The sequence below is a fragment of the Geodermatophilus sp. SYSU D01106 genome (assembly GCF_054049995.1).
The window spans coordinates 104,028-129,524 of record NZ_JBJGYM010000004.1 but is presented as its reverse complement, the minus strand read 5'-3'; the positions used below and the strand labels follow the sequence as shown (position 1 = coordinate 129,524).

General features: G+C 74.3%; 24 protein-coding genes. 13 read left to right on the top strand and 11 right to left on the bottom strand.

From position 1 onward, the window contains the following. Nucleotides 1–80: 80 nt before the first annotated feature. On the top strand, nucleotides 81–1,886 hold the full coding sequence (locus ACI78R_RS06025; protein ID WP_457039981.1) for a bifunctional metallophosphatase/5'-nucleotidase: 1,806 nt from the start codon (nucleotides 81–83) through the stop codon (nucleotides 1,884–1,886). A 70-nt stretch (nucleotides 1,887–1,956) separates the two neighbouring features. Here the strand turns inward: ACI78R_RS06025 and yidD are convergent, their stop codons facing one another. Then, nucleotides 1,957–2,361 (bottom strand): membrane protein insertion efficiency factor YidD, encoded by a 405-nt coding sequence (gene yidD / locus ACI78R_RS06020; RefSeq protein WP_457039980.1) that lies wholly within the window; start codon nucleotides 2,359–2,361, stop codon nucleotides 1,957–1,959. A 186-nt stretch (nucleotides 2,362–2,547) separates the two neighbouring features. Here yidD and ACI78R_RS06015 point away from each other — a divergent pair, with 186 nt between their 5' ends. Beyond that, nucleotides 2,548–2,886, top strand: coding sequence for a hypothetical protein (locus ACI78R_RS06015; RefSeq protein WP_457039979.1), 339 nt, complete (start codon nucleotides 2,548–2,550; stop codon nucleotides 2,884–2,886). A 9-nt stretch (nucleotides 2,887–2,895) separates the two neighbouring features. On the opposite strand, the gene ACI78R_RS06010 is transcribed toward ACI78R_RS06015, so the two are convergent. Genes ACI78R_RS06010 through ACI78R_RS05990 form a run of 5 tightly spaced genes read right to left on the bottom strand, consistent with a single transcriptional unit; the run spans nucleotide 2,896 to nucleotide 6,194 of the window. Next, complete coding sequence (locus ACI78R_RS06010) at nucleotides 2,896–4,092, bottom strand: MFS transporter (protein ID WP_457039978.1); 1,197 nt, start codon at nucleotides 4,090–4,092, stop codon at nucleotides 2,896–2,898. Nucleotides 4,093–4,112: 20 nt separating this feature from the next. After that, the gene (locus ACI78R_RS06005) at nucleotides 4,113–4,670 is read right to left on the bottom strand and encodes a TetR/AcrR family transcriptional regulator (RefSeq protein ID WP_457039977.1); all 558 of its coding nucleotides are present in this window, start codon (nucleotides 4,668–4,670) and stop codon (nucleotides 4,113–4,115) included. Beyond that, a complete protein-coding gene (locus ACI78R_RS06000; RefSeq protein WP_457039976.1) occupies nucleotides 4,667–5,248 on the bottom strand; it encodes a sugar O-acetyltransferase in 582 nt (193 codons plus the stop codon). Before ACI78R_RS06000 ends, ACI78R_RS06005 begins: the two co-directional genes overlap by 4 nt. Nucleotides 5,249–5,298: 50 nt before the next feature. After that, nucleotides 5,299–5,868 (bottom strand): TetR/AcrR family transcriptional regulator, encoded by a 570-nt coding sequence (locus ACI78R_RS05995; RefSeq protein ID WP_457039975.1) that lies wholly within the window; start codon nucleotides 5,866–5,868, stop codon nucleotides 5,299–5,301. Continuing rightward, entirely contained in the window at nucleotides 5,868–6,194 is a 327-nt protein-coding gene (locus tag ACI78R_RS05990; protein ID WP_073422313.1) for a DMT family transporter, read from the bottom strand. Before ACI78R_RS05990 ends, ACI78R_RS05995 begins: the two co-directional genes overlap by 1 nt. Before the next feature lie 250 nt (nucleotides 6,195–6,444). Here ACI78R_RS05990 and ACI78R_RS05985 point away from each other — a divergent pair, with 250 nt between their 5' ends. Continuing rightward, nucleotides 6,445–7,806, top strand: a complete 1,362-nt coding sequence (locus ACI78R_RS05985) for a dicarboxylate/amino acid:cation symporter (protein ID WP_073422314.1) — start codon at nucleotides 6,445–6,447, stop codon at nucleotides 7,804–7,806. 125 nt (nucleotides 7,807–7,931) lie between these two features. Here the strand turns inward: ACI78R_RS05985 and ACI78R_RS05980 are convergent, their stop codons facing one another. Continuing rightward, nucleotides 7,932–8,873, bottom strand: a complete 942-nt coding sequence (locus ACI78R_RS05980; RefSeq protein WP_457039974.1) for an aldose 1-epimerase family protein — start codon at nucleotides 8,871–8,873, stop codon at nucleotides 7,932–7,934. A gap of 265 nt (nucleotides 8,874–9,138) precedes the next feature. On the opposite strand from ACI78R_RS05980, the gene ACI78R_RS05975 reads away from it, so the two are divergent. The 8 genes from ACI78R_RS05975 to araA all read left to right on the top strand — a co-directional run bounded on the left by ACI78R_RS05975 (nucleotide 9,139) and on the right by araA (nucleotide 19,113). Then, on the top strand, nucleotides 9,139–10,131 hold the full coding sequence (locus ACI78R_RS05975; RefSeq protein WP_336029912.1) for an ABC transporter substrate-binding protein: 993 nt from the start codon (nucleotides 9,139–9,141) through the stop codon (nucleotides 10,129–10,131). 96 nt (nucleotides 10,132–10,227) lie between these two features. Beyond that, complete coding sequence (locus ACI78R_RS05970; RefSeq protein WP_457039973.1) at nucleotides 10,228–11,790, top strand: sugar ABC transporter ATP-binding protein; 1,563 nt, start codon at nucleotides 10,228–10,230, stop codon at nucleotides 11,788–11,790. Next, nucleotides 11,783–12,970: an ABC transporter permease gene (locus ACI78R_RS05965; protein ID WP_457039972.1), complete on the top strand. Its 1,188-nt coding sequence runs from the start codon at nucleotides 11,783–11,785 to the stop codon at nucleotides 12,968–12,970. Before ACI78R_RS05970 ends, ACI78R_RS05965 begins: the two co-directional genes overlap by 8 nt. Continuing rightward, entirely contained in the window at nucleotides 12,967–14,031 is a 1,065-nt protein-coding gene (gene yjfF, locus ACI78R_RS05960) for a galactofuranose ABC transporter, permease protein YjfF (RefSeq protein ID WP_457039971.1), read from the top strand. Before ACI78R_RS05965 ends, yjfF begins: the two co-directional genes overlap by 4 nt. Nucleotides 14,032–14,105: 74 nt before the next feature. Beyond that, complete coding sequence (locus ACI78R_RS05955; protein WP_457039970.1) at nucleotides 14,106–15,152, top strand: LacI family DNA-binding transcriptional regulator; 1,047 nt, start codon at nucleotides 14,106–14,108, stop codon at nucleotides 15,150–15,152. 144 nt (nucleotides 15,153–15,296) lie between these two features. Further along, nucleotides 15,297–16,919 carry a xylulokinase gene (locus tag ACI78R_RS05950; protein ID WP_457039969.1) on the top strand — a complete coding sequence of 541 codons (1,623 nt, stop codon included), beginning with the start codon at nucleotides 15,297–15,299 and terminating at the stop codon, nucleotides 16,917–16,919. Continuing rightward, nucleotides 16,916–17,590, top strand: a complete 675-nt coding sequence (locus tag ACI78R_RS05945) for an L-ribulose-5-phosphate 4-epimerase (RefSeq protein WP_457039968.1) — start codon at nucleotides 16,916–16,918, stop codon at nucleotides 17,588–17,590. The genes ACI78R_RS05950 and ACI78R_RS05945 overlap by 4 nt, the downstream gene beginning before the upstream one ends. A 14-nt stretch (nucleotides 17,591–17,604) precedes the next feature. Beyond that, entirely contained in the window at nucleotides 17,605–19,113 is a 1,509-nt protein-coding gene (araA, locus tag ACI78R_RS05940; protein WP_457039967.1) for an L-arabinose isomerase, read from the top strand. A gap of 27 nt (nucleotides 19,114–19,140) precedes the next feature. Here araA and ACI78R_RS05935 read toward each other — a convergent pair whose 3' ends face one another. Together ACI78R_RS05935 and ACI78R_RS05930 are read right to left on the bottom strand one after the other, a co-directional pair. Further along, entirely contained in the window at nucleotides 19,141–20,601 is a 1,461-nt protein-coding gene (locus tag ACI78R_RS05935; RefSeq protein WP_083628972.1) for a sugar porter family MFS transporter, read from the bottom strand. Nucleotides 20,602–20,698: 97 nt separating this feature from the next. Next, nucleotides 20,699–21,475, bottom strand: a complete 777-nt coding sequence (locus tag ACI78R_RS05930) for a transglycosylase domain-containing protein (protein WP_457039966.1) — start codon at nucleotides 21,473–21,475, stop codon at nucleotides 20,699–20,701. Nucleotides 21,476–22,056: 581 nt separating this feature from the next. Between ACI78R_RS05930 and ACI78R_RS05925 the strand changes: the two genes are divergently transcribed. Then, nucleotides 22,057–22,329 carry a hypothetical protein gene (locus ACI78R_RS05925; protein WP_073422321.1) on the top strand — a complete coding sequence of 91 codons (273 nt, stop codon included), beginning with the start codon at nucleotides 22,057–22,059 and terminating at the stop codon, nucleotides 22,327–22,329. Between the two features lie 77 nt (nucleotides 22,330–22,406). Here ACI78R_RS05925 and ACI78R_RS05920 read toward each other — a convergent pair whose 3' ends face one another. Then, on the bottom strand, nucleotides 22,407–22,910 hold the full coding sequence (locus tag ACI78R_RS05920; RefSeq protein WP_457039965.1) for an Lrp/AsnC family transcriptional regulator: 504 nt from the start codon (nucleotides 22,908–22,910) through the stop codon (nucleotides 22,407–22,409). A 62-nt stretch (nucleotides 22,911–22,972) separates the two neighbouring features. On the opposite strand from ACI78R_RS05920, the gene ACI78R_RS05915 reads away from it, so the two are divergent. Beyond that, the gene (locus tag ACI78R_RS05915; RefSeq protein WP_457039964.1) at nucleotides 22,973–23,905 is read left to right on the top strand and encodes an EamA family transporter; all 933 of its coding nucleotides are present in this window, start codon (nucleotides 22,973–22,975) and stop codon (nucleotides 23,903–23,905) included. A gap of 42 nt (nucleotides 23,906–23,947) precedes the next feature. Here the strand turns inward: ACI78R_RS05915 and glnA are convergent, their stop codons facing one another. Continuing rightward, complete coding sequence (gene glnA / locus ACI78R_RS05910) at nucleotides 23,948–25,384, bottom strand: type I glutamate--ammonia ligase (RefSeq protein WP_073422327.1); 1,437 nt, start codon at nucleotides 25,382–25,384, stop codon at nucleotides 23,948–23,950. Nucleotides 25,385–25,497: the final 113 nt, after the last annotated feature.

Here is a 25,497-nt window from a genome sequence, read left to right as displayed (position 1 = left end):
ACCGGTCCGTCACACTCCCGTCACCGGACGCGGGTGGAATGGCCGGCGTCCCTCCTCCAGAGACCCTGGGAGTCCTCCGCATGAGCCCCTCCGTCCTGCGCCGCGGCACCGTCGCCGCGGCCGTGACGACGGCGATGACCGGCCTGGTCGTCACCGCCGCCCTCGCACCGGCAGCCGCCGCCCCGAACGGGCCGAAGCCGGTCGAGATCCAGCTGCTGGCCCTCAACGACTTCCACGGCGCCCTCGAGCCGCCCACCGGCTCCGGCGGCACCGTCCGGACCGGCACCAACCCCGACGGCACCGCGCAGACCGTCCCGGCGGGTGGGGTCGAGTACCTCGCCACCCAGCTGCGACAGCTCGCCGAGGCGCAGCGCAAGCAGAACACGATCACCGTGGCCGCCGGCGACCTGATCGGCGCCTCGCCGCTCCTGTCGGCCGCCTTCCACGACGAGCCGACCATCGAGGCGCTGGGCCTCGCCGGCCTGGACTACGCCAGCGTCGGCAACCACGAGTTCGACGAGGGCGCGGACGAGCTGCTGCGCATCCAGAACGGCGGCTGCCACCCCGTCGACGGATGCGCCGACGGCACCCCCTACGAGGGCGCGGACTTCCAGTACCTGTCGGCCAACGCCTTCGTCACGGAGACCGGGCAGCCGCTGCTGGCCCCGTATGCGGTCCACAACGTGCAGGGCGTCAAGGTCGGCTTCATCGGCATGACGCTCGAGGGCACCGGCGACATCGTCAGCCCGGCCGCGGTGGCCGGCCTGGACTTCGCCGACGAGGTCGAGACCGCGAACCGCTACGCGGCCGAACTGCAGGCCCAGGGGGTCGAGAGCATCGTCGTCCTGTTGCACGAGGGCGGCACGCAGACCGGGACCAACGCGTGGGACGTCGACGGCTGCAACGGCCTGAGCGGGCCGATCGTCGACATCGCCAACGGCATGTCCGACGCCATCGACGTGGTCGTCAGCGGCCACACCCACCAGGCCTACAACTGCACCGTCGACGACAAGGTCGTCAGCAGCGCGGGCAACAACGGCCGCCTGGTCACCGACATCGACCTCACCGTCGACAAGCGGACCGGTGACGTCATCGACTCCGCGACCCGGGTCGACAACGTCGTCGTCGAGCGCGGCGTCCCGGCCGACGCGGCGCAGACCGCCCTGATCGCCCGGTACCGGGAGGCGCTCGGCCCGATCGCGAGCGAGGTCGTCGGCTCGACCACCGGTCCTGTCCTGCGGGCGCAGGAGCGGCTGTACCCCTACGGGACGGGGTCCAACGGCCAGCCCGTCTACATCAACGGTGAGTCGCCGCTGGGCAACCTGATCGCCGACGCCCAGCTCGCCGCGACCGATGACGAGACCGGTGCCGTGGCCGCGTTCATGAACCCCGGCGGCGTGCGCGCCGACCTCAACGCGACGGCCACGGGGCAGGACCCGGTCACCTACGAGGAGGCGTTCGCCGTCCAGCCGTTCGCCAACAACCTCGTGACCCTGGACCTGACCGGCGCGCAGGTGCAGTGCCTGCTCGAGCAGCAGTTCCAGGCCCGCCAGGGCGCGCAGAACCAGCCGCTGTACGCGTCGGCGGGCGTGAGCTACCAGGTGTCGCTCAGCGGGACCTCGGCCGCGCTCGGTGCGGACCCGTGCACGGGCACCCGCGTCGTGGACTCCTCCGTGCGGCTCGGCGGCCAGCCGGTGGACCCCGCGGCCACGTACCGGATCACCGTGAACAACTTCCTCGCCGATGGCGGGGACGGCTTCACGGTGCTGCGCTCGGGCACCAACCGCGTCACGGGGGTCATCGACCTGGACGCCTTCACCGCCTACCTGGGTGCGAACAGCCCGGTGGCCGCTCCCACGGACGACCGGATCACCACGGTCGCCTGACCCCGCACCACCCCGTCGCCGGCGGCGGTCCTCTCCGGAGGGCCGCCGCCGGCGCGCGTCCAGGGCCGTCCTACGTCCGGGTCCGGACCGGCACCGGGTCGGACCCGCCGTTGCCGGGGCCGCAACGCCGCAGCCGCCGCACGGTGAGCAGCCCGCCGCGCAGCAGGCCGTGCACGCGCAGCGCCTGCAGGCCGTAGGTGGAGCAGGTCGGGGTGAACCGGCAGCACGGCGGGCGGGCCGGGCTGACCCGCTCCCGGTAGGCGACGACGAGCCGCGCCGGCCAGCGCGCCGCCCACGGCGTGCCGGCCGGGGCCGGGGTGACCAGGGCCGCGGGCAGCGCCAGCCACAGCAGCGAGAACAGGCCGATGGCGTCGCAGCCGTTCTCGCAGCCGTCGCACCCGTCGCAGCCGTCGGACCCGTTCTTCCTGCGTCGCGAGCGGCGGTTCCGGCGGCGGCACCCGGGGAGGCTGGTCACGGGGCGGCATCGTGCAGGGCGGCCGCCGTCCGCGGAAGGGCCGCGCGCGCGGGTCGGGACGGCAACGGTTCGTCACCGGCGCCCCACGGGTGCACCGCCGTCCCACCGGTGGTCGGGTGCCGCCTGCCGGCTGCCGACTCCTCTCCCACGACCCGAGGCCCGTGGGCCCGTCCGAGGGAGCACCCGATGTCGTCGTCGTCCCAGCCCAGCCGCCGGCTCACCGAGCTGCGCGCCGGCATGTCCGTGCTCACGAGCGCGGCCGCCGACCTGCAGGTGGGCGCCCAGCCCGAGGTGCGGGTGCTGTCCGACGGCCGGCTGTGGCTGGCCGAGCTCGGCGTCGCCGTCACCGCCGCCGACGTCTACCAGGCCGCCCGCGGGCTGGTCGCCGCGCAGCTGCACGCCATCGCGCAGGTCTCCGGCCAGCCGGTCGAGGACCACGCGCTCGCGTGGCTGGTGACCCTGCAGACCAACGAGGTCATGGTCGGCCTCGAGGACGCCCCCGTCCTGGAGGACGACGCCGCCTGACCCCGGCGGTCAGCCGGCCGCGGAGACCGTCGGCCGGAGCACCCGCCCGAGCACGAGGGTGACGACGCCGGCCAGCACCACGCCGAGCAGGCCCACCCGCAGGCTCGTCGCGTCGGCGACCGCGCCCACCAGCGGCGGCGAGGCGAGGAAGCCGATCCGCAGCAGCCAGTTGACCACCGTCAGGCCGACGCCGTGCCGCAGGCCGGGCAGCTCGTCGGCGGCGGCGTAGACGGCCGGCACGAGGGTGGCCACGCCGAGCCCGGCCAGCGCGAACCCGACGAGCGTCGTCGTCAGCGACGGCAGCGCGAGGGCCAGCCCCATGCCGAGGGCGATCAGCGCGCCGCCGCCGCGGGCCACCCGGCGCTGGCCGAAGCGGTCCACCACCCGGTCGCCGGTCAGCCGGCCGACGGTCATCGCCACCGACAGCGCAACGAAGCCCAGGCCCGCCGTGGCCACCCCGGTGCCCACCTCGCCGCGCAGGTACAGCGCGGCCCACGACGAGCCGGCGTCCTCCACGAACGCCCCGCAGGTGGCCAGCACGCCGAGCGCCGCCATCGCGCCGAGGGACGCCCGCATCCCCGCCCGTCCGGCCGCCGGGGCGCCGTCGTCGTCGACGGGCTCCTCGTGGTCGGGCCCGGGCAGCATGCGGCGGTACGCCACCAGGGCGACGACGGCGAACACCGCCGCCACCACGCCGAGGTGCACGGCGAGCGGCACCCGCAGGCCCGCCGCGGCTGAGCCGAGCAGCCCGCCGGCCACCGCGCCGACGCTCCAGAGCCCGTGGAAGGCGTTGAGGATCGACCGGTCGTAGGCCCGCTGCACCCGCAGCCCGTGCGCGTTCTGCGCGACGTCGACGACGGCGTCCAGCGCGCCGGCGACGAACAGCGCGGCGGCCAGCAGCCACCACGACGGTGACACCGCCGCGCCCCAAATGGCTCCCGCCAGCGCGACGAGCCCCCACGAGGCCACCCGCGCCGACCCGAAGCGGCGCATGAGCGCGGCCGAGGCCAGTGCGCTGACCAGGGCACCGAGGGGGAGTGCGGCGATCGCGGCACCGAGGGCTGCGTTGCTCAGGTCGAGGCGGTCCTTCACCTCGGGCAGCCGCGGCACGAGGTTGGCGTAGAGCACCGCGTTGACGAAGAAGCAGGTGGCGACGGCGGCGCGGGCGGCGCGCAGGTGCGCGGGGACCGCGAGGGTGTCCGACACGGGTGTCCTGTCCGGGAGGGTCAGCGCGCGAAGCGGGCGAAGGCCGCGCGGATTTGGTCGGGTGTCATGGGGTCGGTCGACAGGGCGCTGTGCAGCACCAGGCCCTCGACCATCGCGTCGATCTCCCGGGCGGTGACCGGGTCGAAGTGGAGCTCCAGGCTCCGGCGGCTGCGCTGCATCCAGTCCTGGGTGACCGCGCGCAGCGCCGGCCGCCGGGCGGCCGCGGCGTAGAGCTCGACCATGAGCACGAAGTCGCGGTGGGAGACGAGCAGGTCGTCGGTGAGGTGGGCGACCAGCACCTCGAGCGCGGCGCCCGCGCCGTCCGCGGCCCGCATGCGTTCCTCGAAGCGGGGCGCCACCTCGTCGACGTGCCGGGTGAAGGCCGCGGTGTGCAGCTCGTCGAGGGAGGCGAAGTGGTAGGTCAGCGACCCGAGCGGCACGTCGGCGGCGCGGGCGATGGCCCGGTGCGTGGCGCCGACGACGCCCACCTCGGCGATGACGTCGACGGTGGTGGCCACCAGCCGGTCGCGCCGTCCGGGGTCGTGCCGCCGCGCCCGCCGCACGGGCGCCCGGGTCACGACCGCTCCAGCGTGCGGACCACCCGTGCGGGGTTGCCGACGGCGACCACCCCGGCCGGCAGGTCGCGGGTGACCACCGACCCCGCGCCGACGACGGTGTCCGCGCCGATCGTGACGCCGGGCAGCACGACGACGCCGCCGCCGAGCCAGACGTTGTCGCCGATGGTGATCGGCTCCGCGGCCTCCCACTTCTCCCGCCGCGGCCCCGGCTCCACCGGGTGGGTGGGGGTGAGCAGCTGGACGTTCGGCCCGATCTGGACGTCGTCGCCGATGGTGATGGCCGCGACGTCGAGGGCGACCAGCCCGAAGTTGGCGAAGCAGCGGGCGCCGACGCGGATCGAGGTGCCGTAGTCGACGTGCAGCGGCGGGCGGATCTCGGTGTCCTCGCCGACGGCGCCGAGCAGCTGCTCGAGCAGCCGGCGGCGCAGCGGGCGCTGCCGGGCGGTGGTGGCGTTGTAGGCCGCCGCGAGGTCCTGGGCCGCCGCGCTCGCCTCGGCCAGCTCGGGGTCGTCGGCGATGTAGAGCTCGCCGGCGAGCATGCGCTCGCGCATGGTCCGGGAGTCGTCGGGAGCGGCCATGCGGACGACCGTACACATGCTAGGAACGTCCGTACACACCGCCGCGCCGGTCAGCCGAGCGCCCGCGCCACCGCCTCCTCGGCCCGGCGCCGCGCCGAGCCGTCGCCCTCGACCAGCGCCGAGACGGTCGAGCCGTCGACCAGCGCCACGAGCGTGGCGACGTCGGCCCCGGTCCGGCCGCACCGGTCGAGGAGGTCGGCCAGTGCGGCGTCGATCGCGTGCCGCGCCGCGCGCAGGACCGGCCGCAGCGCGGGGTGCCGCCCGCAGGCGAGGAACCGCTCGTAGAGGGCCAGCAGCTCGTCGTCGCGGGTGCGGCCGGCCCCGTGGACGACGTCGACGACCAGGCGCGCGGTGGCCGCCGCGGAGCGGGCCCGGCGGGGCACCGCGGCGACCAGGTCCTCGGCCGCCGCCCGCTCCTGCGCGGCGAGCGCCTCCACCGCCGCGGCCCGCAGGTCGTCGATGCTCGCGAAGTAGTAGGTGGTGGCGGCCAGCGGGACGCCCGACGCCGCGACGACGGCCCGGTGGGTGAGGGCGTCCGGCCCCGCCTCGGCCAGCAGGCGCGCGGCCGCCTCGACGATGGCCGCCCGGCGGGCCTCGCCCTTGCCGGTCAGGCGGGTCATCAGTGGGCCGCCGACGGCGCGAGCTGGAGCATCAGCACGCCGCCGAGGATCAGCAGGATCGCGACGATGCGCATCGTGGTGACCGGGTCGCCCAGGACGGCCATGCCGACGACCGCCGTGCCGCCGGCACCGATCCCGGTCCAGACGGCGTAGGCGGTGCCGACCGGCAGCGTGCGCAGCGCGGACGACAGCAGCACGAAGCTCGCGGCGGCGCAGACGACGAACGCCACCGACCACCACAGGCGCGTGAAGTTCTCGGACTGCTTGAGCGAGACGGCGAAGGCGGTCTCGAACAGTCCGGCGGTGACGAGCAGGGCCCAGGCCACGATGTGCTCCCCAGAAGTGGTACGGCGGTACCACTTGGACGGTACACGAGTACCGGACCAGGTCAAGATCGTGAGTTGCCGCACAGGTGGGATGGCCCGGGCGCGCGGCGGCATTGACCTCCTCGTGCACGACCTCTGGGGACTCACGCGCCGCCGCGCGCTCGACTACGGCCGGGTGACGACCGCCGCCTGTCGCCGCGGCGCCTGACACCGGTCCCGACGTCCTCCTCCCCTCGAAAGGCACACCTCCGTGCTCGCACGTCTCCGCCGCGTCCCCTTCGCGGCGCAGGTCCTCCTCGCGCTCGTCGTCGGCGTGGCCCTCGGCCTGGTCGCCCGCGAGATGGGCCCCGTCGCCGACGGGACCCCGAACTGGCTCACCAGCACCCTGCAGACCATCGGCGGCACCTTCGTCACGCTGCTCAAGGCGCTGGTCCCGCCGCTGATCGTCACCGCGGTGATCGTCAGCATCGCCAACCTCCGGCAGGTCTCCAACGCCGCCCGGCTCGCCGCGCAGACCCTGCTGTGGTTCGGCATCACCGCGCTGATCGCCGTCAGCATCGGCATCGGCCTGGGCCTGCTCACCCAGCCCGGCCGCAACAGCTCCGTCGACGCGGCCGCCGCCACCGACCCCGGCACCACCGGCGGCTGGTGGGACTTCCTCACCGGCCTGGTGCCCGGCAACGTCCTGGGCCTGCAGGCCTCCGCGGGCGACGACGGCTCGGTCGGCCTGTCGTTCAACGTCCTGCAGCTGATCGTCATCTCGGTCGCGGTCGGTGTCGCCGTCCTCAAGGTCGGCGAGCCCGCCGAGCCGTTCCTGCGGCTGGTCCGCTCCGCGCTGGCGATCGTCCAGAAGGTGCTGTGGTGGGTCATCCTGCTGGCCCCGATCGGCACCGTCGGCCTCATCGGCAACGCCGTCGCCAGCTACGGCTGGGACTCCCTCGGCAGCCTCGGCGTCTTCGCCGGCTCCGTCTACGCCGGTCTCGCGCTGGTGCTGTTCGTCGTCTACCCGGTGCTGCTCCGGCTGCACGGCCTCTCGCCGCTGCGCTGGTTCGCCGGCGCCTGGCCGGCCATCCAGCTCGCCTTCGTCTCGCGCTCGTCGATCGGCACCCTGCCGGTGACCGAGCGGGTGACCGAGCAGAACCTGGGCGTCCCGCGGTCCTACGCCTCCTTCGCCGTGCCGCTGGGCGCGACGACGAAGATGGACGGCTGCGCGGCGATCTACCCGGCGCTCGCGGCGATCTTCGTGGCGCAGTTCTTCGGCGTGGACCTGTCGATCACCGACTACCTGCTGATCGCGCTGGTCTCCGTCGTCGGCTCGGCCGCCACGGCCGGCGTCACCGGCGCGGTGGTCATGCTGACCCTGACGCTGTCCACCCTGGGCCTGCCGCTCGCCGGCGTCGGCCTGCTGCTGGCGATCGACCCGATCCTCGACATGGGCCGCACCGCGGTGAACGTCGCCGGCCAGGCGCTGGTGCCGACCATCGTGGCCAAGCGCGAGGGCATCCTCGACGTCGAGCGGTTCCGCACCGGCGGCACCTTCAGCGAGGCCGCCCCGGCGGTCGAGCCGACCGGCGGGGTCGACGCCGACCTGCGCCAGCCCGCCACCGCCTGACCGGCACGGCCTGACCGGCACCGCCTGACCGGCACGGCCTGACCGGCACCGCCTGACCCTGCACCGCCCGACGGGCCGGTGACCTCCCCGGAGGTCACCGGCCCGTCGTCGTCCCCGGGGAGCCCTCATCCGCCGTCGGCGGCCAGTGCCCGGATCCGCCACCGCGCCACGTGCCGGTCGCCCGGCTGGAGCCGGACGACGCCCTCGCCGGTGCGGAACGCGTCCGGCGGGCACGTCATGGGCTCGACCGCGAGCCCCGCCCGGTGCAGCCCGGGCTCCGGGCGGTCGGCCGTGTGCAGCTGCACCCACGGCAGCGCCCGCGGGTCCCACTCGAGCGCGACCCCGCTGCCGTCGGCGGTCCGGACCTCCGCGCGCGCGGTCCCGTCGTCGTCCGGCGTGACGGCCGTGACGGCGTGGTCGACGGCGACGCCCGCGAGGGGTGCGCGGCCGGCGCGGAAGTCGAGCGGGGTGCCGTCGACCGGGCGGCGGCCGGTCGGCAGGAGGCGCTCCGCGTCGACCTCGAGGTACTCGGCGGCACGCAGGTGCAGGGTCCAGTCGTCGACCCGTCCGGGGCCGGCCACGAGGTACGGGTGCACCGAGCAGCCGTAGGGCGCCGCGGTGGTGCCGGTGTTCTCGGCCTCCACCGCCCACGACAGCCCGTCCTCGTGCACCCGGTAGGTGACGACGACGTCGAGCTGGTGCGGGTAACCGGGCTGCGGGACCACGCGGGCGCCGAGCGCCACGGCGTCCGGGGAGGCGTCGCGCACGTCCCACCGGGTCCAGCACAGCAGGCCGTGCAGCGCCGTCCGCCGGTCGGGCTCGGTCAGGGGGAGCTGCTCGTCCCGGCCGGCCCAGCGGTAGCGGCCGTCGCCCACGCGGTTGGGCCACGGCACCAGCACCGAGCCGCGGAAGACCGGCCGGGCGACGTCGGCCCCGAAGCCCGCGACCAGGTCGCGCCCGCCCGTCCGCAGCCGGCGCAGGCCGCCCCCGACCTCGGTCACCACGGCGCTGACCGGGCCCGCGCGCAGCGTGACCTGCCGCCCGGTCGGCGGAGTTGTCGAGACCACGGCTGGGAACGTTAACAGACTGTGACCCGCGTCCCATGTAGCGACCGGGACGCCCGTGAAGACGGGGACAAATCGGCGGCGCGGACCCCTTGACGGCCGGACATGTTTGCGTTCACAGTGTCCCGCGTCACGCCCAGCAGCGTCGCCGGGCCCGCAGGACGAGCCGCCTGAGAGCGCGTCCCCGGGACCAGTCAGCGGTGGTCGCTCCGGGGAGCACCACGAGACCGGACCCGACGGGCCGGCAGGAACTCACAGGAGGCAGACGTTGATCAGGAACAAGCTCCTCGCCGCCGTCACGGCGTCGGTCGCGGTCCTCGGGCTGGCCGCCTGCGGCGGCTCGGCGGAGGGCAGCGGCGGCGGTGGCGGTGGTGGCGGGGACGACACCATCACGATGGGCTTCGCCCAGGTCGGCGCCGAGAGCGGCTGGCGCACCGCCAACACCCAGTCCATCCAGGAGTCGGCCGAGGCCGCCGGCATCGAGCTGCAGTTCTCCGACGCGCAGGGCGAGCAGGAGAACCAGATCTCCGCGATCCGCTCCTTCATCCAGCAGCGGGTCGACGTCATCGCCTTCAGCCCGGTGGTGGAGACCGGCTGGGACGCGGTCCTCCTCGAGGCCAAGCGCGCCGACATCCCGGTGATCCTCACCGACCGCTCGGTCGAGACGGAGCAGGAGGACCTCTTCGTCACCTTCCTCGGCTCGGACTTCATCGAGGAGGGCCGCAAGGCCGGCGAGTGGGCCGTGGAGAACTGGGCCTCGACCGGGGCGCAGTGGAACATCGCCGAGCTGCAGGGCACCACCGGTGCCGCCCCGGCGATCGACCGCCAGGAGGGCTTCGCCGAGGCCATCGCCGACAGCCCGAACCTGACGATCGTGGCCTCCCAGTCCGGTGACTTCACCCGCACCGGCGGCCGCGAGGTCATGGAGGCGATGCTCAACTCCAACCCCGACATCAACGCCGTCTACGCGCACAACGACGACATGGCCCTCGGCGCCATCGAGGCCATCGAGGCGGCCGGCAAGGTCCCGGGCCAGGACATCCAGATCATCTCCGTCGACGCGGTCCGCGACGGCATGCAGGCCCTCGCCGACGGCAAGATCAACTTCATCGTCGAGTGCAACCCGCTGCTCGGTGAGCAGCTGATGGAGCTCGCCCAGCAGGTGCTCGACGGCGAGGAGGTCCCCGAGCGGGTCGTCACCGAGGAGACGACCTTCACCCAGGAGCAGGCCGCGGAGGTCCTCCCGGACCGGAAGTACTGATCCCGTCCGGGGAGCCGGTCCCGGCTCCCGCGCCCCCGCCCGCCCGGGCGTCCACCCCCGGGCGGGCGGCGGGTACCACCTCCCGAGAGGACTCCCGTGTCCCCAGCTCCCGCCGAGGTGCCGGCCGCCCCGGTCCCGCCCCCGCTCCCCGAGCCGGTCGTCGCGATGACCGGCATCACGATCCAGTTCCCGGGCGTCAAGGCCCTCGACGACGTCTCGCTGCGGCTGTTCCCCGGCGAGGTCCACGCGCTGATGGGCGAGAACGGCGCCGGCAAGTCGACCCTGATCAAGGCGCTCACCGGCGTCTACCCCTACGACGCCGGCACGGTGACCCTCGGCGGGGTGGAGCAGCGGTTCGCGACCCCCGCCGACGCCCAGGCGGCCGGGATCAGCACCGTCTACCAGGAGGTCAACCTCTGCCCGAACCTCACGGTCACCGAGAACATCGTCCTCGGCCGTGAGCCCCGCCGCCGCGGGTCGATCGACAAGCGGGCGTCCCGCGAGCGGGCCCGCCGGGTGCTGCGCGAGCTGCACCTCGACATCGACCCGCGGTCGGTCCTCGGGTCGCACCCGATCGCCGTCCAGCAGCTCGTGGCGATCGCCCGCGCCGTCGACACCGACGCCCGGGTGCTCGTCCTCGACGAGCCGACGTCGAGCCTCGACGCCGGCGAGGTCGCCGAGCTGTTCCGGGTGGTGCGGTCGCTGCGCGAGCGCGGCGTGGCGATCCTGTTCGTCTCCCACTTCCTGGAGCAGGTCTACGAGATCAGCGACCGGATGACCGTCCTGCGCAACGGCCGGCTGGTGGGGGAGCACCGCACCGCCGACCTCCCGCGCACCGACCTGGTCCGGGCGATGATCGGCCGCGAGCTCGCCACCCTGGAGGACCTCGAGCACGCCGCGCCCCGGCCGGTCGAGGACGGCGCGGTGCCGCGGCTGGCGGCGTCGGGCCTGGGGCGCCGGGGCGCGATCGAGCCCGCCGACGTGCGGGTGCACGCCGGGCGGGTCGTCGGGCTGGCCGGCCTGCTCGGGTCGGGCCGCACCGAGCTCACCCGGCTGCTGTTCGGCGCCGACCGGGCCAGCACCGGGCGGGTGGAGGTCGACGGCCGGCCGGTGCGCCTGCGGTCACCGCGCAGCGCCATCGCCCAGGGCATCGCCTTCCTCTCCGAGGACCGGAAGGGCGAGGGCGTCGTCGGGGACCTCACCGTCCGGGACAACCTCCTGCTCGCCCTGCAGGCCCGGCGCGGCTGGTTGCGGCCGATCCCGCGGCGGGCCGGCGACGAGATGGTGGCCCGCTACATCCGCGCCCTCGACGTCCGGCCGGCCGACCCGGAGGCGCTGCTGCGCAACCTCTCCGGCGGCAACCAGCAGAAGGTCCTGCTCGCCCGCTGGCTGCTCACCGAGCCGCGGCTGCTGCTGCTCGACGAGCCCACCCGCGGCATCGACATCGGCGCCAAGGCCCAGATCCAGGAGCTGGTCGCCCAGCTCGCCGCCGAGGGGATGTCCGTGGTCTTCGTGTCCGCGGAGCTCGAGGAGGTGCTGCGGATCTGCGACTCCGTCGTCGTCCTGCGCGACCGCCAGGTGGTCGCCGACCTCGACGCCTCCGACACCTCGCTCGACGGCGTCGTCGACCTCATCGCCCGGGGGAACGCCCGTGACTGACCGATCCGCCGCCGCGCCGGGCCGTCCCGTCGACGGCCTGCTCGTCCGCGCCCGCCGGTCCCCGGTCCTGTGGGCCGTCGCCGCGCTCGCGGTCCTGCTGCTGTTCAACCTCGTGGCCAACCCGGGCTTCTTCAGCCTGCGCATCCAGGACGGCCACCTCTTCGGCAACCTCGTCAACGTCGTCAAGAACGTCGCGCCGGTGCTGCTGATCGCCGTCGGGATGACGCTGGTCATCGCCACCCGGGGCATCGACCTGTCGGTGGGCGCGGTCCTGGCCATCTCCGGGTCGGTCGCCTTCACGGTCGTCGAGGGGGCCGCCGACCCCACCTCCGGCGGCACCGCCGCGCTGGCCATCGGGCTCGCGGTCGCCGCCGGGCTGGTCCTCGGGGCGTGGAACGGGTTCCTCGTCTCCGTGGTCGGGATCCAGCCGATCATCGCGACGCTGGTGCTCATGACCGCCGGCCGCGGCATCGCCATGCTGGTCACCGACGGCAACATCGTCACCGCGGAGAACCCGGTCTTCGACTGGCTCGGCGGCGGCTTCGTGCTCGGCCTGCCGGTCCAGGTGGTCATCACGGCGCTGGTCCTGCTGGCCGTCGGGCTGTTCACCCGGCGCACCGCGCTCGGCGTGCTCATCGAGGCCGTCGGGGTCAACCCGGCCGCCGCACGCCTCGCGGGCGTCCGCGCGCGCAGCATCACCTTCACCGTCTACGTCTTCGTCGCCCTGGTCGCGGCCGTGGCCGGCCTGATGGTCACCGCCAACGTCAGCGCGGCCGACGCCAACCGGGCCGGGTTGTTCATCGAGCTCGACGCGATCCTCGCCGTCGTCATCGGCGGGACGTCGCTGGCCGGCGGGCGGTACTCCCTGACCGGCACGGTCGTGGGCGCGCTGATCCTGCAGACGCTGACGACCACGGTGCTGACCATGGGCCTGCCGGACGAGTACATCCGGCTGTTCAAGGCCGTCGTGATCATCATGGTGTTCCTGCTGCAGGCGCCCCGGGTGCGCGCGGCCCTCCGCCGCCGCCGGGGTCCCGCCGCCACTGCCGGTGGTGCCGCGGGGACTCCCGCGGACGCCGGTCCCGTCCCGCCGGACCCCGTCCGGCCGTCCGTCCCGGAGCCGGCCGCCGGCACCGGGTCCGTCCCCGGCCGCCCGGCCGAGCAGGGGGTCCTCCGATGACCGTCTCCGACACGCGGCTCCCCGAGGCCCCCGGCTCCCCGCCGGACCCGCCGGCCAGCCCGGGGTGGCAGGAGGCGGCGCGCCGCTGGCTGCGCAGCACCTCGACCGGGTCGAGCACCGTCTCGGTGCTCATGACCGCGGTCCTGCTGGTGGTGCTCTTCGGCGCGGGCTCGATCCGCTACGAGAACTTCGGCTACCCGCAGGTGGCGCTCAACCTGCTGGTCGACAACGCCTACCTGATCGTCCTCGCGGTCGGCATGACGTTCGTGATCCTGACCGGCGGCATCGACCTCTCCTCGGGGGCGGTGGTCGCGCTCGGCACGGTGATGGCGGCGAGCCTGCTGCAGGCCGGCTGGCCGGCGCCGCTGGTGATCGTCGCCGTGCTGACCACCGGGTCGCTGCTCGGGTGGCTGATGGGGCTGGCCATCCACGGCCTGCAGCTGCAGCCGTTCATCGTGACCCTGGCCGGGATGTTCCTGGCCCGCGGCATCTGCTTCGCCATCAGCGGGCCCTCCATCCCGATCCAGGACGACCTGTTCACCGCCGTCGCGATCAACGTGGTCGAGCTGCCGGGCGGGACGTTCCTGTCCTACGGCGCGGTCCTCGCCCTGGTCGTGGTCGCGGTGGCGGCCTACGTGCTGCACCGGACCCGCTTCGGGCGGACCGTCTACGCCATCGGCGGCAGCGAGTCCTCCGCCGCGCTGATGGGGCTCGCCGTCGGCCGGACCAAGGTCGGCGTCTACGTGATCAGCGGCTTCTGCTCGGCGCTCGGCGGCCTGCTGTTCAGCGTCTACATCCTCTCCGGCTGGAGCCTGCACGGGATCGGCCTGGAGCTCGACGCGATCGCGGCGGTGGTCATCGGCGGGACGCTCCTGGTGGGCGGGCGCGGCCTGGTGGTCGGGTCGCTGCTGGGGGTCCTGGTCCTCGGCACGATCAAGGCGCTCATCGACTTCGACGGTGGCCTGAACTCCTGGTGGACGAAGATCACCATCGGGGTCCTGCTGCTGGTCTTCGTCGTCCTGCAGCGGCTGACCGCCCGGCGCGCCGGGTCGGCGTCGTGACCGCCCTGGGCAGCCCGGCCCGGGGCGGCGCCACGGGCCGCGGGACGCACCGCGGCCTGACAGGATCGACGGCGATGGGCGCGCGACCGAGGACCCAGGCGGCCGGCAGCCGTCCCGCGGTCATGACCGACGTCGCCCGGCTGGCCGGCGTCTCGGCGCAGACGGTGTCCCGCGTCCTCAACGACCACCCGCACGTGGCCGAGGAGACCCGCACCCGGGTGCTCGCGGCCATGGACAAGTTGGGCTACCGCCGCAACCTCACCGCCCGGGCCCTGGTCACCCGCCGCACCGACACCATCGGCGTCGTCGCCTTCGACACCGGCCTCTACGGCCCGGCGAGCACCCTCTTCAGCCTCGAGCAGGCGGCCCGCGAGCGCGGCTACCACGTGCACGTCGCCACGGTGCCCGACCTCTCGGAGGAGGGGTTCACCGAGGCGGTCGAGCGGCTGCGCGAGCACTCGGTGTCCGGCGTCGTCGTGCTCGCGCCCCAGCGCGCGGCGGTCCGGGTGATGGCCGGGCTGCCGGCCGACCTCCCGGCGGTCGCCGTCGAGGGCGGGGCCGCCCCGGGCATCACGTCCGTGGTCATCGACCAGGCCGGCGGCGCGGTGCAGGCCACCCGGCACCTGGTCGACCTCGGGCACCGCCGGATCGGGCACGTCACCGGGCGCGAGGACTGGATCGAGTCCGCCGCGCGGCTGCACGGCTGGCAGCAGACGATGGCCGCCGCCGGTCTGCCCGCCGACGTCGTGCTCCCCGGCGACTGGGGTGCGCGGTCGGGCTACGAGGCCGGCGTCGCGCTGCTGGCGGCGGGCGTCCCGGTCACCGGGGTCTTCGTCGCGAACGACCACATGGCGCTGGGGATGATCCGGGCGCTGGCCGAGGGCGGCGTCCGGATCCCCGAGGACGTCAGCGTGGTCGGCTTCGACGACATCGCCGAGGCCGAGTACCTGCGGCCGCCGCTGACCACCGTCCGGCAGGACTTCGCCGAGGTGGGCCGGCGGTGCGTGGACCTGCTGCTGCAGCGGATCGAGGACCCGGGCTGGTCCTCGGCCGACGACGCCGTCGTCGTCCCCGCGGCCCTCGTCGTCCGCGCGTCGACCGCACGCCCGCCCGGCGCCTGAGACCCGCCGTCCCCCGCGCCCCCCACCGGGGCGCTCCTCCCGTCGCGTCCGCGACGGGCCCCAGCACACCCGTTGACCCCGGGCGCGGCCTCCGCGACCCCGTCCCGACGGCAGCCGACCGGCGGCCGCAGAGCAGGAGGACCGATGTCGGAGAACGCCGGCGCAGTGATCACCGGCGGTCGCACGGCCCTGGGCATCGAACTGGGGTCGACACGGATCAAGGCGGTGCTGATCGGGCCGGACCACGTCCCGCTCGGGGTCGGCTGCTCCGACTGGGAGAACCAGTTCGTCGACCGGCTGTGGACGTACTCACTGGACGACGTCTGGACCGGGGTGCAGCAGAGCTTCGCGGCCCTGGCCGAGGACGTGCGGCAGCGCCACGGGGTCGACCTGTCGACGGTCGGGGTCCTGGGCGTGTCGGCGATGATGCACGGCTACCTGGCGTTCGACGCCACGGGTGACCTGCTCACCCCGTTCCGCACGTGGCGCAACACGAACACCGGACGGTCGGCGGAGCGCCTCAGCGCGGAGTTCGGCGTCAACGTCCCGCACCGGTGGAGCGTCGCGCACCTCTACCAGGCGATCCTGGACGGCGAGGAGCACGTCGGGCGCCTGGACTCCCTGACCACCCTGGCCGGCTACGTGCACCGGAGGCTCACCGGCGAGAGGGTCCTCGGCATCGGCGACGCCAGCGGCATGTTCCCGATCGACGACGGCACCCGCGGTTACGACGCCGGCATGCTGACCCGGTTCGACCAGCTGGCCGCCGAGGCCGGGGTCGACCTGACCCTCGCCGACCTGCTGCCCCGGATCGAGGTCGCGGGCCGCCGGGCCGGTGAGCTCACCGAGGCCGGCGCGGCGCTGCTCGACCCGACCGGGCGGCTGCGCCCCGGCATCCCGCTGTGCCCTCCGGAGGGTGACGCCGGCACCGGGATGGTCGCCACCAACGCGGTCGCCCCGCGCACCGGCAACGTCTCCGCCGGCACCAGCGTCTTCGCCATGGTCGTGCTGGAGCACGAGCTCGCCGGGGTGCACCGCGAGCTGGACCTGGTCACCACCCCGGCCGGCGACCCGGTGGCGATGGTGCACTGCAACAACGGGGCCAGCGAGCTGGAGGCCTGGGTCGGGCTGTTCACCGAGTTCGCCCGGGCCCTGGGAGCCCCGGCGGACCCGTCGGCGGTCTTCGAGGTCCTGTTCACCGCGGCCCTCGACGGCGCCCGCGACGGCGGCGGGATGCTGGCCTACAACTACCTGGCCGGGGAGCCGATCACCGGGCTCGGGGAGGGCCGGCCGCTGTTCCTGCGGTCGCCGGACAGCCGGCTCGACCTCGGCACCTTCGTCCGGACCCACCTCTACTCGTCCCTGGCCACGCTCCGGATCGGCATGGACGTCCTGCAACGGGCCGAGGGCGTCCGGCTCGACCGGATGTTCGCGCACGGCGGCCTGTTCAAGACCGAGGGGGTCGCCCAGCGCTTCCTGGCCGCCGCCATCGACACCCCGGTCTCCGTCGGCGACGTCGCCGGCGAGGGAGGCGCCTGGGGCATGGCCGTCCTGGCCGCCTTCGCCGGCAGCGGCCCTCCGGACCGGAGCCTGGCGGACCACCTGGAGACCACGGTCTTCCCCGGCGCGGACGTGCGGACGGCGCAGCCGGACCCGGCCGACGTCGCCGGCTTCGACGCCTTCGTGCAGCGCTACATCGCCGCGCTCCCGGTCGAGCGCGCCGCCGTCGACCACGTCAGCCCCGCCCAGCGAGGAGAACCCCGATGACCGCCACCCTGACCGAGCGCGGCACCCACCGGGCGCAGCGCGACTCCGTGGCCCGCCTGCACGGCGAGCTGACCCGCAACGGCCTGGTCACCTGGACCTCGGGCAACGTGTCCGAGCGCGTGCCCGGCGAGGACCTCTTCGTCATCAAGGGCAGCGGCGTCCCCTACGACGGCCTGTCCTGGGAGGGCATCACCGTCTGCGACCTCGACGGCGGCGTGGTCGACGGCGTGCGCCGGCCCTCGAGCGACACCGACGCGCACGCCTACGTCTACCGGCACATGCCGGAGGTGCACGGGCAGGTACACACCCACAGCCCGTACGCCACCGCCTGGGCGGCGCGCGCCGAGGAGATCCCCTGCGTGCTGACGGCGATGGCCGACGAGTTCGGCGGCGCCATCCCCGTCGGCCCGTTCGCGCTCATCGGCGACGACTCGATCGGGCGGGGGGTCGTCACCACCCTGCGCGGGTCCCGCTCGCCGGCGGTCCTGATGCGCAACCACGGCGTCTTCACCGTCGGCGCCTCCGCGCGGGACGCGGTCAAGGCCGCCGTCATGACCGAGGACGTCGCCCGCACCGTGCACCTGTCCCGCCAACTCGGTGAGCCGCTCCCGATCAGCCCCGGGCACGTCGACGCGCTGTACGCGCGCTACCAGAACGTCTACGGACAGTGAGGAGGAACGCCGTCGTGGTCGCAGACCCGTTCGCCGCGCACGAGGTGTGGTTCCTGACCGGCAGCCAGGGGCTGTACGGCGAGGACACGCTGCTGCAGGTCGCCGAGCAGTCGCAGCGGGTGGCCAAGGCGCTCGACGAGGCCGCCGAGGTGCCGGTGCGGGTCGTGTGGAAGCCGGTGCTCACCGACGCCGGCGCCATCCGCCGCACGATGGGGGAGGCCAACGAGGACCCGTCCTGCGTCGGCGTGGTCACCTGGATGCACACGTTCAGCCCGGCGAAGATGTGGATCTCCGGCCTCGACGCGCTGCGCAAGCCGCTGCTGCACCTGCACACCCAGGCCGACGCCGCCCTGCCGTGGGCGACGATCGACATGGACTTCATGAACCTCAACCAGGCCGCCCACGGCGACCGCGAGTACGGGTTCGTGCTCACCCGGCTGCGCATGCCGCGGACGACGGTCGCCGGTCACGTGGGGAACCCGCGGGTGCGGGCGAGGGTCGGCTCGTGGGCCCGCGCGGCGGCCGCGGCCACCGCCGTGCGGTCGCTGAAGCTGGCCCGCTTCGGCGACAACATGCGTGACGTCGCCGTCACCGAGGGGGACAAGGTCGAGGCCGAGATCCGCTTCGGCGTCTCGGTGAACACGTGGGGCGTGAACGACCTGGTCGCCGTGGTCGAGGCGGTGGAGGAGAAGGCGGTCGACGTCCTCGTCGAGGAGTACGGCGACCTCTACGCCTTCGCCGACGACTGCCGACCGGGCGGCGACCGGCACGACGCCGTGCGCTACCAGGCCCGCGTCGAGGCGGCGCTGCGGACCTTCCTCGACGACGGCGGCTTCGGCGCCTTCACCACGAACTTCGAGGACCTCGGCGGCCTGCGCCAGCTCCCGGGCCTCGCCGTCCAGCGGCTCATGGCCGACGGCTACGGGTTCGGCGGGGAGGGGGACTGGAAGACCGCCGTCCTGCTCCGGACGCTCAAGGTCGCCGCGGCCGGGCTGCCCGGCGGGACGTCGTTCATGGAGGACTACACCTACGACCTCACCGGGACGCCGCGGATCCTGGGCGCGCACATGCTCGAGGTGTGTCCCACGATCGCCGGCGGCCGGCCGCGGGTGGAGGTGCACCCGCTGTCGATCGGCGGCCGCGAGGACCCGGCGCGGCTGGTGTTCACCGCCGCACCCGGCGAGGGCGTCGTCGTCGGGTGGTGCGACCTGGGCGACCGATTCCGGTGGGTGGCCAACGAGATCGACGTCGTCGACCCCGGTGAGGCGCTGCCGAACCTGCCGGTGGCGCACGCCGTCTGGCGGCCGCGGCCGGACTTCGAGACGGCCACGGAGGGCTGGCTGACCGCAGGCGGGCCGCACCACACGGTGCTGTCGACGGCGCTGGGCGCCGGCGAGCTCACCGACCTCGCTGAGGTCTTCGGCACCGAGCTGGTGCTCATCGACGACGCGACAACCCGCCGCTCGCTGGCCAAGGAGCTGCGGTGGAGCGCGGCCTACCACCGCCTCGCCGGGGGGCTCTGACCGCGGCCGGCCGGTGACCCCCGCGGGTCACCGGCCGGCGCGCTGCCCGGCGAAGTCGGCGGGCCGGAACTCGCCCTCCGACAGCTTGTGCTCGATCTGCTCCAGGCTGCGGCCGGTCAGCTCGGGCATGCGCAGGTAGAGGAAGACGAAGGCGGCCACGTTGAAGCCGGCGTAGAGCCAGAAGGTCTGGCCGGTGCCGATCGTGTCGATGATGGTCAGCAGCGTCAGCGTGATGAGCAGGTTGGTGCCCCACAGCGACGCCGACTGCGCCGCCGCGCCCGCCTCGCGGGTGGCCAGCGGGTAGATCTCGGAGCCGGTGAGCCAGCCCATGAGCTGGATGCCGCCCGCGGTGAAGGCCATGAAGGCGATCAGCGTGGCGATGATCCAGGGCACCTGCGCCTCGCCGTCGTTGCCGGTGACGAAGAAGGTGCCCAGGACGATGAGCGCCAGCGCCGCGCCGGGCAGCGTGAGCAGGGTGAGGCGTCGCCGGCCGACGCGGTCGATGATCGCCAGCCCGATCAGCTGGGTGACCAGGTAGGTGGCGCCGAGGGCGACGGAGACCCGCAGCGCGGCGGTGTCGGAGAAGCCGTTGTCGGTGAGGATCGTCGGGGAGTAGTAGACGATCATCTCGATGCCCGACAGCTGGGTGAAGATCGCGAGCCCGCAGCCCACGACGAGCGCCGGCCGCACCCAGGGCTCCCGCAGGCCGCGCCAGCCGCTGGTCCTCGCCGTCCGCTCGGCCTCCACCAGCTCGTCGATGTCCGACAGCTCGCCGGACACGTCGGTGCCCGCCGGGCGGACGCGCTCGAGCGCCTGCCGCGCGTCGTCGTCCCGCCCGTGCTTGACCAGCCAGCGCGGGCTGTCGGGCAGGCGCAGCATCAGGCCGAGCATGATCGCGCTGGGCACCACGGCCGCGCCGATCGCGATGCGCCAGTCGACGGCCTCCGTGGCACCCACGATCGTGGCGACGAGGATGCCGACGCCGATGGCGATCTGGAAGAACAGCACCAGCCGGCCGCGGTAGCGGCTGGGCGCCAGCTCGGCGACGTAGACCGGGGCGGTCTGGGTGGCGCCGCCGACGGCGAAGCCGAGGACCACCCTCGCGATCGACAGCGTGAGCGGGTCCGGCGCCAGCGAGGCACCGAGCGAGCCGAGGACGAAGACGCCGGCGACGATCAGCAGGGTCCCGCGCCGGCCTCGCCGCTCGGACAGGCGGCTGCACACCAGCGCGCCGATGACGGCACCGGCGAGGATCGAGGCGGCGATGACCTGCTCCCAGCCGCTGCCGATGCCGAACTCGTCGCTGATCTGCAGCAGCGCGCCGGAGATGATGCCGGTGTCGTAGCCGTAGAGCAGGCCGGAGATCGCCGACACCAGGGCCACGACGACGACGGCGCCGGTGAGGCCCCCGCCGTCGTCCGCTCCTGGCCGGCTCCCGACGGTGCCGGATGCGGACGTGCGGGCGCCGTGGCCCTCGGACGTGGCCATGCGGTCCTCTCCCCTGGACGGTGGAGCGCGGTGCCCCGTCCCTGAGGCATCGACCGGGACGCTACGGGGCCGTTGGCGACGCCGCCTGCCGGAGGAGCTACGCGGTGCCCTGCTCGGCGATGAGGTCGGCGACCTCCTCGGGCCGCTCGGAGCAGTCGTCGTCGGAGGGCGGCTGGTCCTGGGCCAGGCCCTCGACGCCGGCGTCCTCGACCGGCCCGAAGCCCTGCGCGTCGATGTGCCGCGGCACCCGGTTCTGCGCGTTGATGACGTGGGACCGCGACAGCCAGCCGAGGCCGTCCTCGACGTCGTAGTCCAGCCCGCCGCCGGGTGCCCGCTGCACGTGACCGGGGGAGGGGAGCAGCCCGACCAGCTGCACGGCCTGGTCGACGGTCAGCGTGGACGGCGGGGTGTCGAAGTAGTACCAGCTGGCCGAGCAGATGCCGTACAGCTGCGGGCCCAGCTGCGCGTAGTTGACGTAGAGCTCGAGCATCCGCCGGTCGTCCACGACCAGCGCCATCTCCGCCGAGAGCCCGGCCTCCAGCGCCTTCCGCCAGACGCTCATGCTCTGGTTGAGGAAGATGTTCTTGGCCACCTGCTGCGGGATGGTCGACCCCGAGGGGTCCTCCTCGCCGCGCAGCCGGGCCTCGGCGCGGCCGGAGAGCTCGTCCCAGGTGAAGGCGCCGTCGCGGTAGGGGAGCTGCTGGTCCTCGTGCGCGATGACGGCGGCGAGGAAGTTGCGCGACACGTGCTCGACCGGCACCGACTGCTGGATCGCGCCGAGGTCGTTGGCCGCCATGAACGCCGTCGTCGGCGGGTCCACCCAGCGCAGCGACACCATGACCAGCGCCTGCACGACGAAGACGACGCCGAGCACGAGCCCGATCCGGCGCAGGACGCGCCGGCGGCGCGGCCGGCGCGGCTGCGGTCCCTCGTCGCGGCGCCGGCCCCAGCCCCGCCGCGGCGGCGGACCGGGCGGCGGGGGCGGGGGTGCCCCGCCGCCGGGTGGCCGCGCGCCGCGGCCCGGCGGGGTACCGGGCGCCGACGGGGGAGGAGGAGACCAGGGCTCGCCGTACGGCCCGGACCCGTCGTACGGGCCGGACCCCTCGTACGGCCCGGGGCCCTCGTACGGCCAGGGGTCGCCGTACGGGCCGGACCCGGCTGCTCCGGCGACCGGCCGCGGCGTCCGTCGGGTGCGGACGCGGTCGGTCCGGCGCGGCTCGGGCGGGGGCTCGCCGGAGGAGCGGCGGCGGGGCGCGAAGGGCATGCGTGCTGTCCTCCCGTGGACCGACGGACCGGTCCTCCAGGGTACGGGCGGCACCCGTGCTCGAGCCGCCGTCGCGGGCGGTGGGTCGCCCGCGCGGCGCCCGGTGGCAGGGCCCCTCGGCCCTGTCCGCCGGGCGGTTCGCCGAGCACGCTGTGGCGCGTCCCGGCCATCCGCGATCCAGGGAGGCAGCCGTGTACTTCGGAGTCGTGCACACCATCCGCGACGGCGAGCGGTGGGAGCAGATGATGGCGAACGCCGACCTCGGCGCCCTGCCGGCGGGCGTCGAGCTCATGTCCACCTGCACCGCCGCCGACGACAGCCGGGCCCTGTGCCTGTGGCGGGTCCAGGACCGGGAGACGCTCGACGGCGTCCTCGACCAGTTGGTCGGGGACAACGCGGTCAACGACGTGTTCGAGGTCAGCGAGCGCTCGGTGATCGTCGCCGGCCACCCGGCCGCTGTCTGAGGCCCGGCGCCCGGCACGTCCGGACGCACCGCGGCCCCCACCGGCAGGCCGGTGGGGGCCGCGGCGCGTCCGGATGCTCAGCGGGTCGTGTCCCCGGGTCCGGGGGTCCGCGGCGGCACAGGGGTCGAGACGATGAACGAGCTGGTGGTCTGCCCGTAGAGCAGGAACCGGTCCAGGAGCCCCTCCAGCGAGGCGATCGTGGGCACGTGGACGCGCAGCAGCAGGCAGTCCTCCCCGGAGACGCGGTGGCACTCGCTCACCTCGGGGACCTGGCGGGCCAGCTGCTCGGCCCGGGGCAGGCTGCCCGGCGTCGGGCGGAGCCGCACCCAGACGCTCACCGGCAGGCCGAGGGCCGCGGGGTCGACGTCGAGCCGGTAGCCGCGGATGACGCCGGCCTGCTCGAGGCGGGCGACGCGCTCGCGGACGGCCGGGGCGGACATCCCGACCCGCCGGGCGAGGGCGGCGGCGCTCAGGCGCGGGTCGGCCGTCAGCTCGTCCAGCAGGCGCCGGTTGACCTCGTCGAGGAGCTGGTTCCCGGACGGAAGGCCGTCCGGCAGCCGCGCTTTCCGGGTGGCACCCATGCGGCGCTCCTGACCTCAGGCCGTCCCTGGTGTTGCCGAGGGCCGCCTCCGACCCTGGCTGCGTGACATCCTCCTCCGCCGGGACCGGCGCGGGACCCGGTCCGGCCCCCGCGCGACGCGGGGCGACCGGCGCCGCCGCGCGGGTGCCCCCGCACGCGTACTTCGTCGTCAGCGCGGTCTTCCACTACCTCGGGCCGGCCTTCGCGGTGCTGCTGTTCGCCCGCGTCGACGTGCTGGGCGTCGCCTGGCTGCGCATCGCCTCCGCCGCGCTCGTGTTCGCCCTGTGGCGGCGGCCGTGGCGGACCTGGCGCCGGCTGGACGGGCGCACCCGCCGGCTGCTGGTCGCCTGGGGCGCGGTGCTGGCGGTGATGAACAGCTGCTTCTACCTGGCCGTCGACCGGCTGCCGCTCGGCACGGTGGCCGCCGTCGAGTTCCTGCCGGTGGTCGCGCTGGCCGCGCTGGCCGCCCGCACCCGGCGCAACCTGGCCGCCCTGCTGCTGGCCGTGGGCGGGGTGTACCTGCTCACCGACGTGCAGCTCGTCGCCGAGCCGGCCGGCCTCGCCCTCGCCGCGGCCAACGCCGTGCTCTTCGCCGCCTACGTCGTGCTGGGCCACCGCGTCGCGCGCGACGACCGGCTGCCGGGCGTCGACGGGCTGGCGCTGTCGATGCTGGTCGCAGCCGCCGTGGCGCTGCCTGTCGGGATCACCGGCGCCGTCCCGGCCCTGACCGACCCGGTCGCGCTGGCCGCCGGCATCGGCGTCGGGGTGTCGTCCTCGGTCGTCCCCTACGTCTGCGACCAGCTGGCGATGCGGCGGCTGCCCCGGGCCACCTACGCGCTGATGGTGTCGCTGCTGCCGGCGACGGCCACCGTCATCGGGATCGTCGTGCTGGCCCAGGTCCCGACCGCCCGGGAGACCGCCGGGGTCGCGCTGGTCGTGGCCGGGGTGGCCCTGCACCGCGAGCGGGCGGAGCGGGGACACGGGAAGGGCCGGTGACCTGCTGGCGCAGGTCACCGGCCCTTCCGTCCGCGGGACGACTCAGATGTCGTAGTACATCGCGAACTCGTGCGGGTGCGGGCGGAGGCGGATCGGGTCGATCTCGTTCTCCCGCTTGTACTCGATCCACGTCTCGATCAGGTCGGGCGTGAAGACGCCGCCGTCGATCAGGTAGTCGTGGTCGACCTCGAGCCGGTCGAGGACGGCGTCCAGCGACGCGGGCACCTTCTCGATGCCCAGGGCCTCCTCGGGCGGCAGCTCGTAGAGGTCCTTGTCCACCGGCGCCGGCGGCTCGATCTTGTTCTTGATGCCGTCGAGGCCGGCCATGAGCATCGCCGAGAAGGCGAGGTAGGGGTTGGCCGACGGGTCGGGCACGCGGAACTCGATGCGCTTGGCCTTCGGGTTGTCGCCCGAGATCGGGATGCGGCAGCAGGCCGAGCGGTTGCGCGCGGAGTACACGAGGTTGATCGGGGCCTCGTAGCCGGGCACCAGGCGGTGGTAGCTGTTGACCGTCGGGTTGGTGAAGGCCAGCAGCGACGGCGCGTGGGCCAGCAGTCCGCCGATGTAGTGGCGGGCGGTGTCGGACAGGCCCGCGTAACCGGTCTCGGCGTGGAAGAGCGGCTCGCCGTCCTTCCAGAGGCTCTGGTGGCAGTGCATGCCCGAGCCGTTGTCACCGAACAGCGGCTTGGGCATGAAGGTGACGGTCTTGCCCGCCTGCCAGGCCGTGTTCTTGATGACGTACTTGAACAGCATCAGGCTGTCGGCCGACCGCAGCAGCGTGTCGAACTTGTAGTTGATCTCCGCCTGGCCGGCGGTGCCCACCTCGTGGTGGCCGCGCTCGAGCTCGAGGCCCACGCCGGTCAGGTTGCGCATCATGTCGGCGCGCAGGTCGCTGTAGTGGTCGTAGGGCTCGACCGGGAAGTAGCCGCCCTTGGCGCGGGTCTTGTAGCCCAGGTTCGGGCCGACGCCGTTGACGCCGGTCGCCGAGCCCGAGTTCCACGAGCCCTCGACCGAGTCGATGTGGTAGTAGCCCTCGTTGATCCCGGTGTCGTGGCGGATCGAGTCGAAGATGTAGAACTCCGCCTCGGGGCCGAAGTAGGCGGTGTCGGCGATCCCGCTGCTGGCGAGGTAGGCCTCGGCCTTCTTCGCCACGTTGCGCGGGTCGCGGCTGTAGGCCTCGCGCGTGATCGGGTCGTGGATGAAGAAGTTCACGTTGAGCGTCTTGCTCTTGCGGAACGGGTCCACGTAGGCGCTGTTGGCGTCGGGCAGCAGCAGCATGTCCGACTCGTTGATGGCCTGGAAGCCGCGGATCGAGGACCCGTCGAAGCCGAGGCCGTCGGAGAAGGTGTCCTCGCCGAACGTCGATGCCGGGATGGTGAAGTGCTGCATGACGCCGGGCAGGTCGCAGAAACGCACGTCGACGAACTCGACGTCGTTGTCGCGGATGTAGCCGGCGACCTCGTCGGGACTGGTGAACATCGATCCTCCGGTATCGGGTGGACAGCCGTCCGCACGCTATGGCCGGGGAGTTGCCCGCCGGTGTCCCGTCTGTTTCGGGGCGGTAACAACGAGCCCGGCGTGTCGGGGAGGGC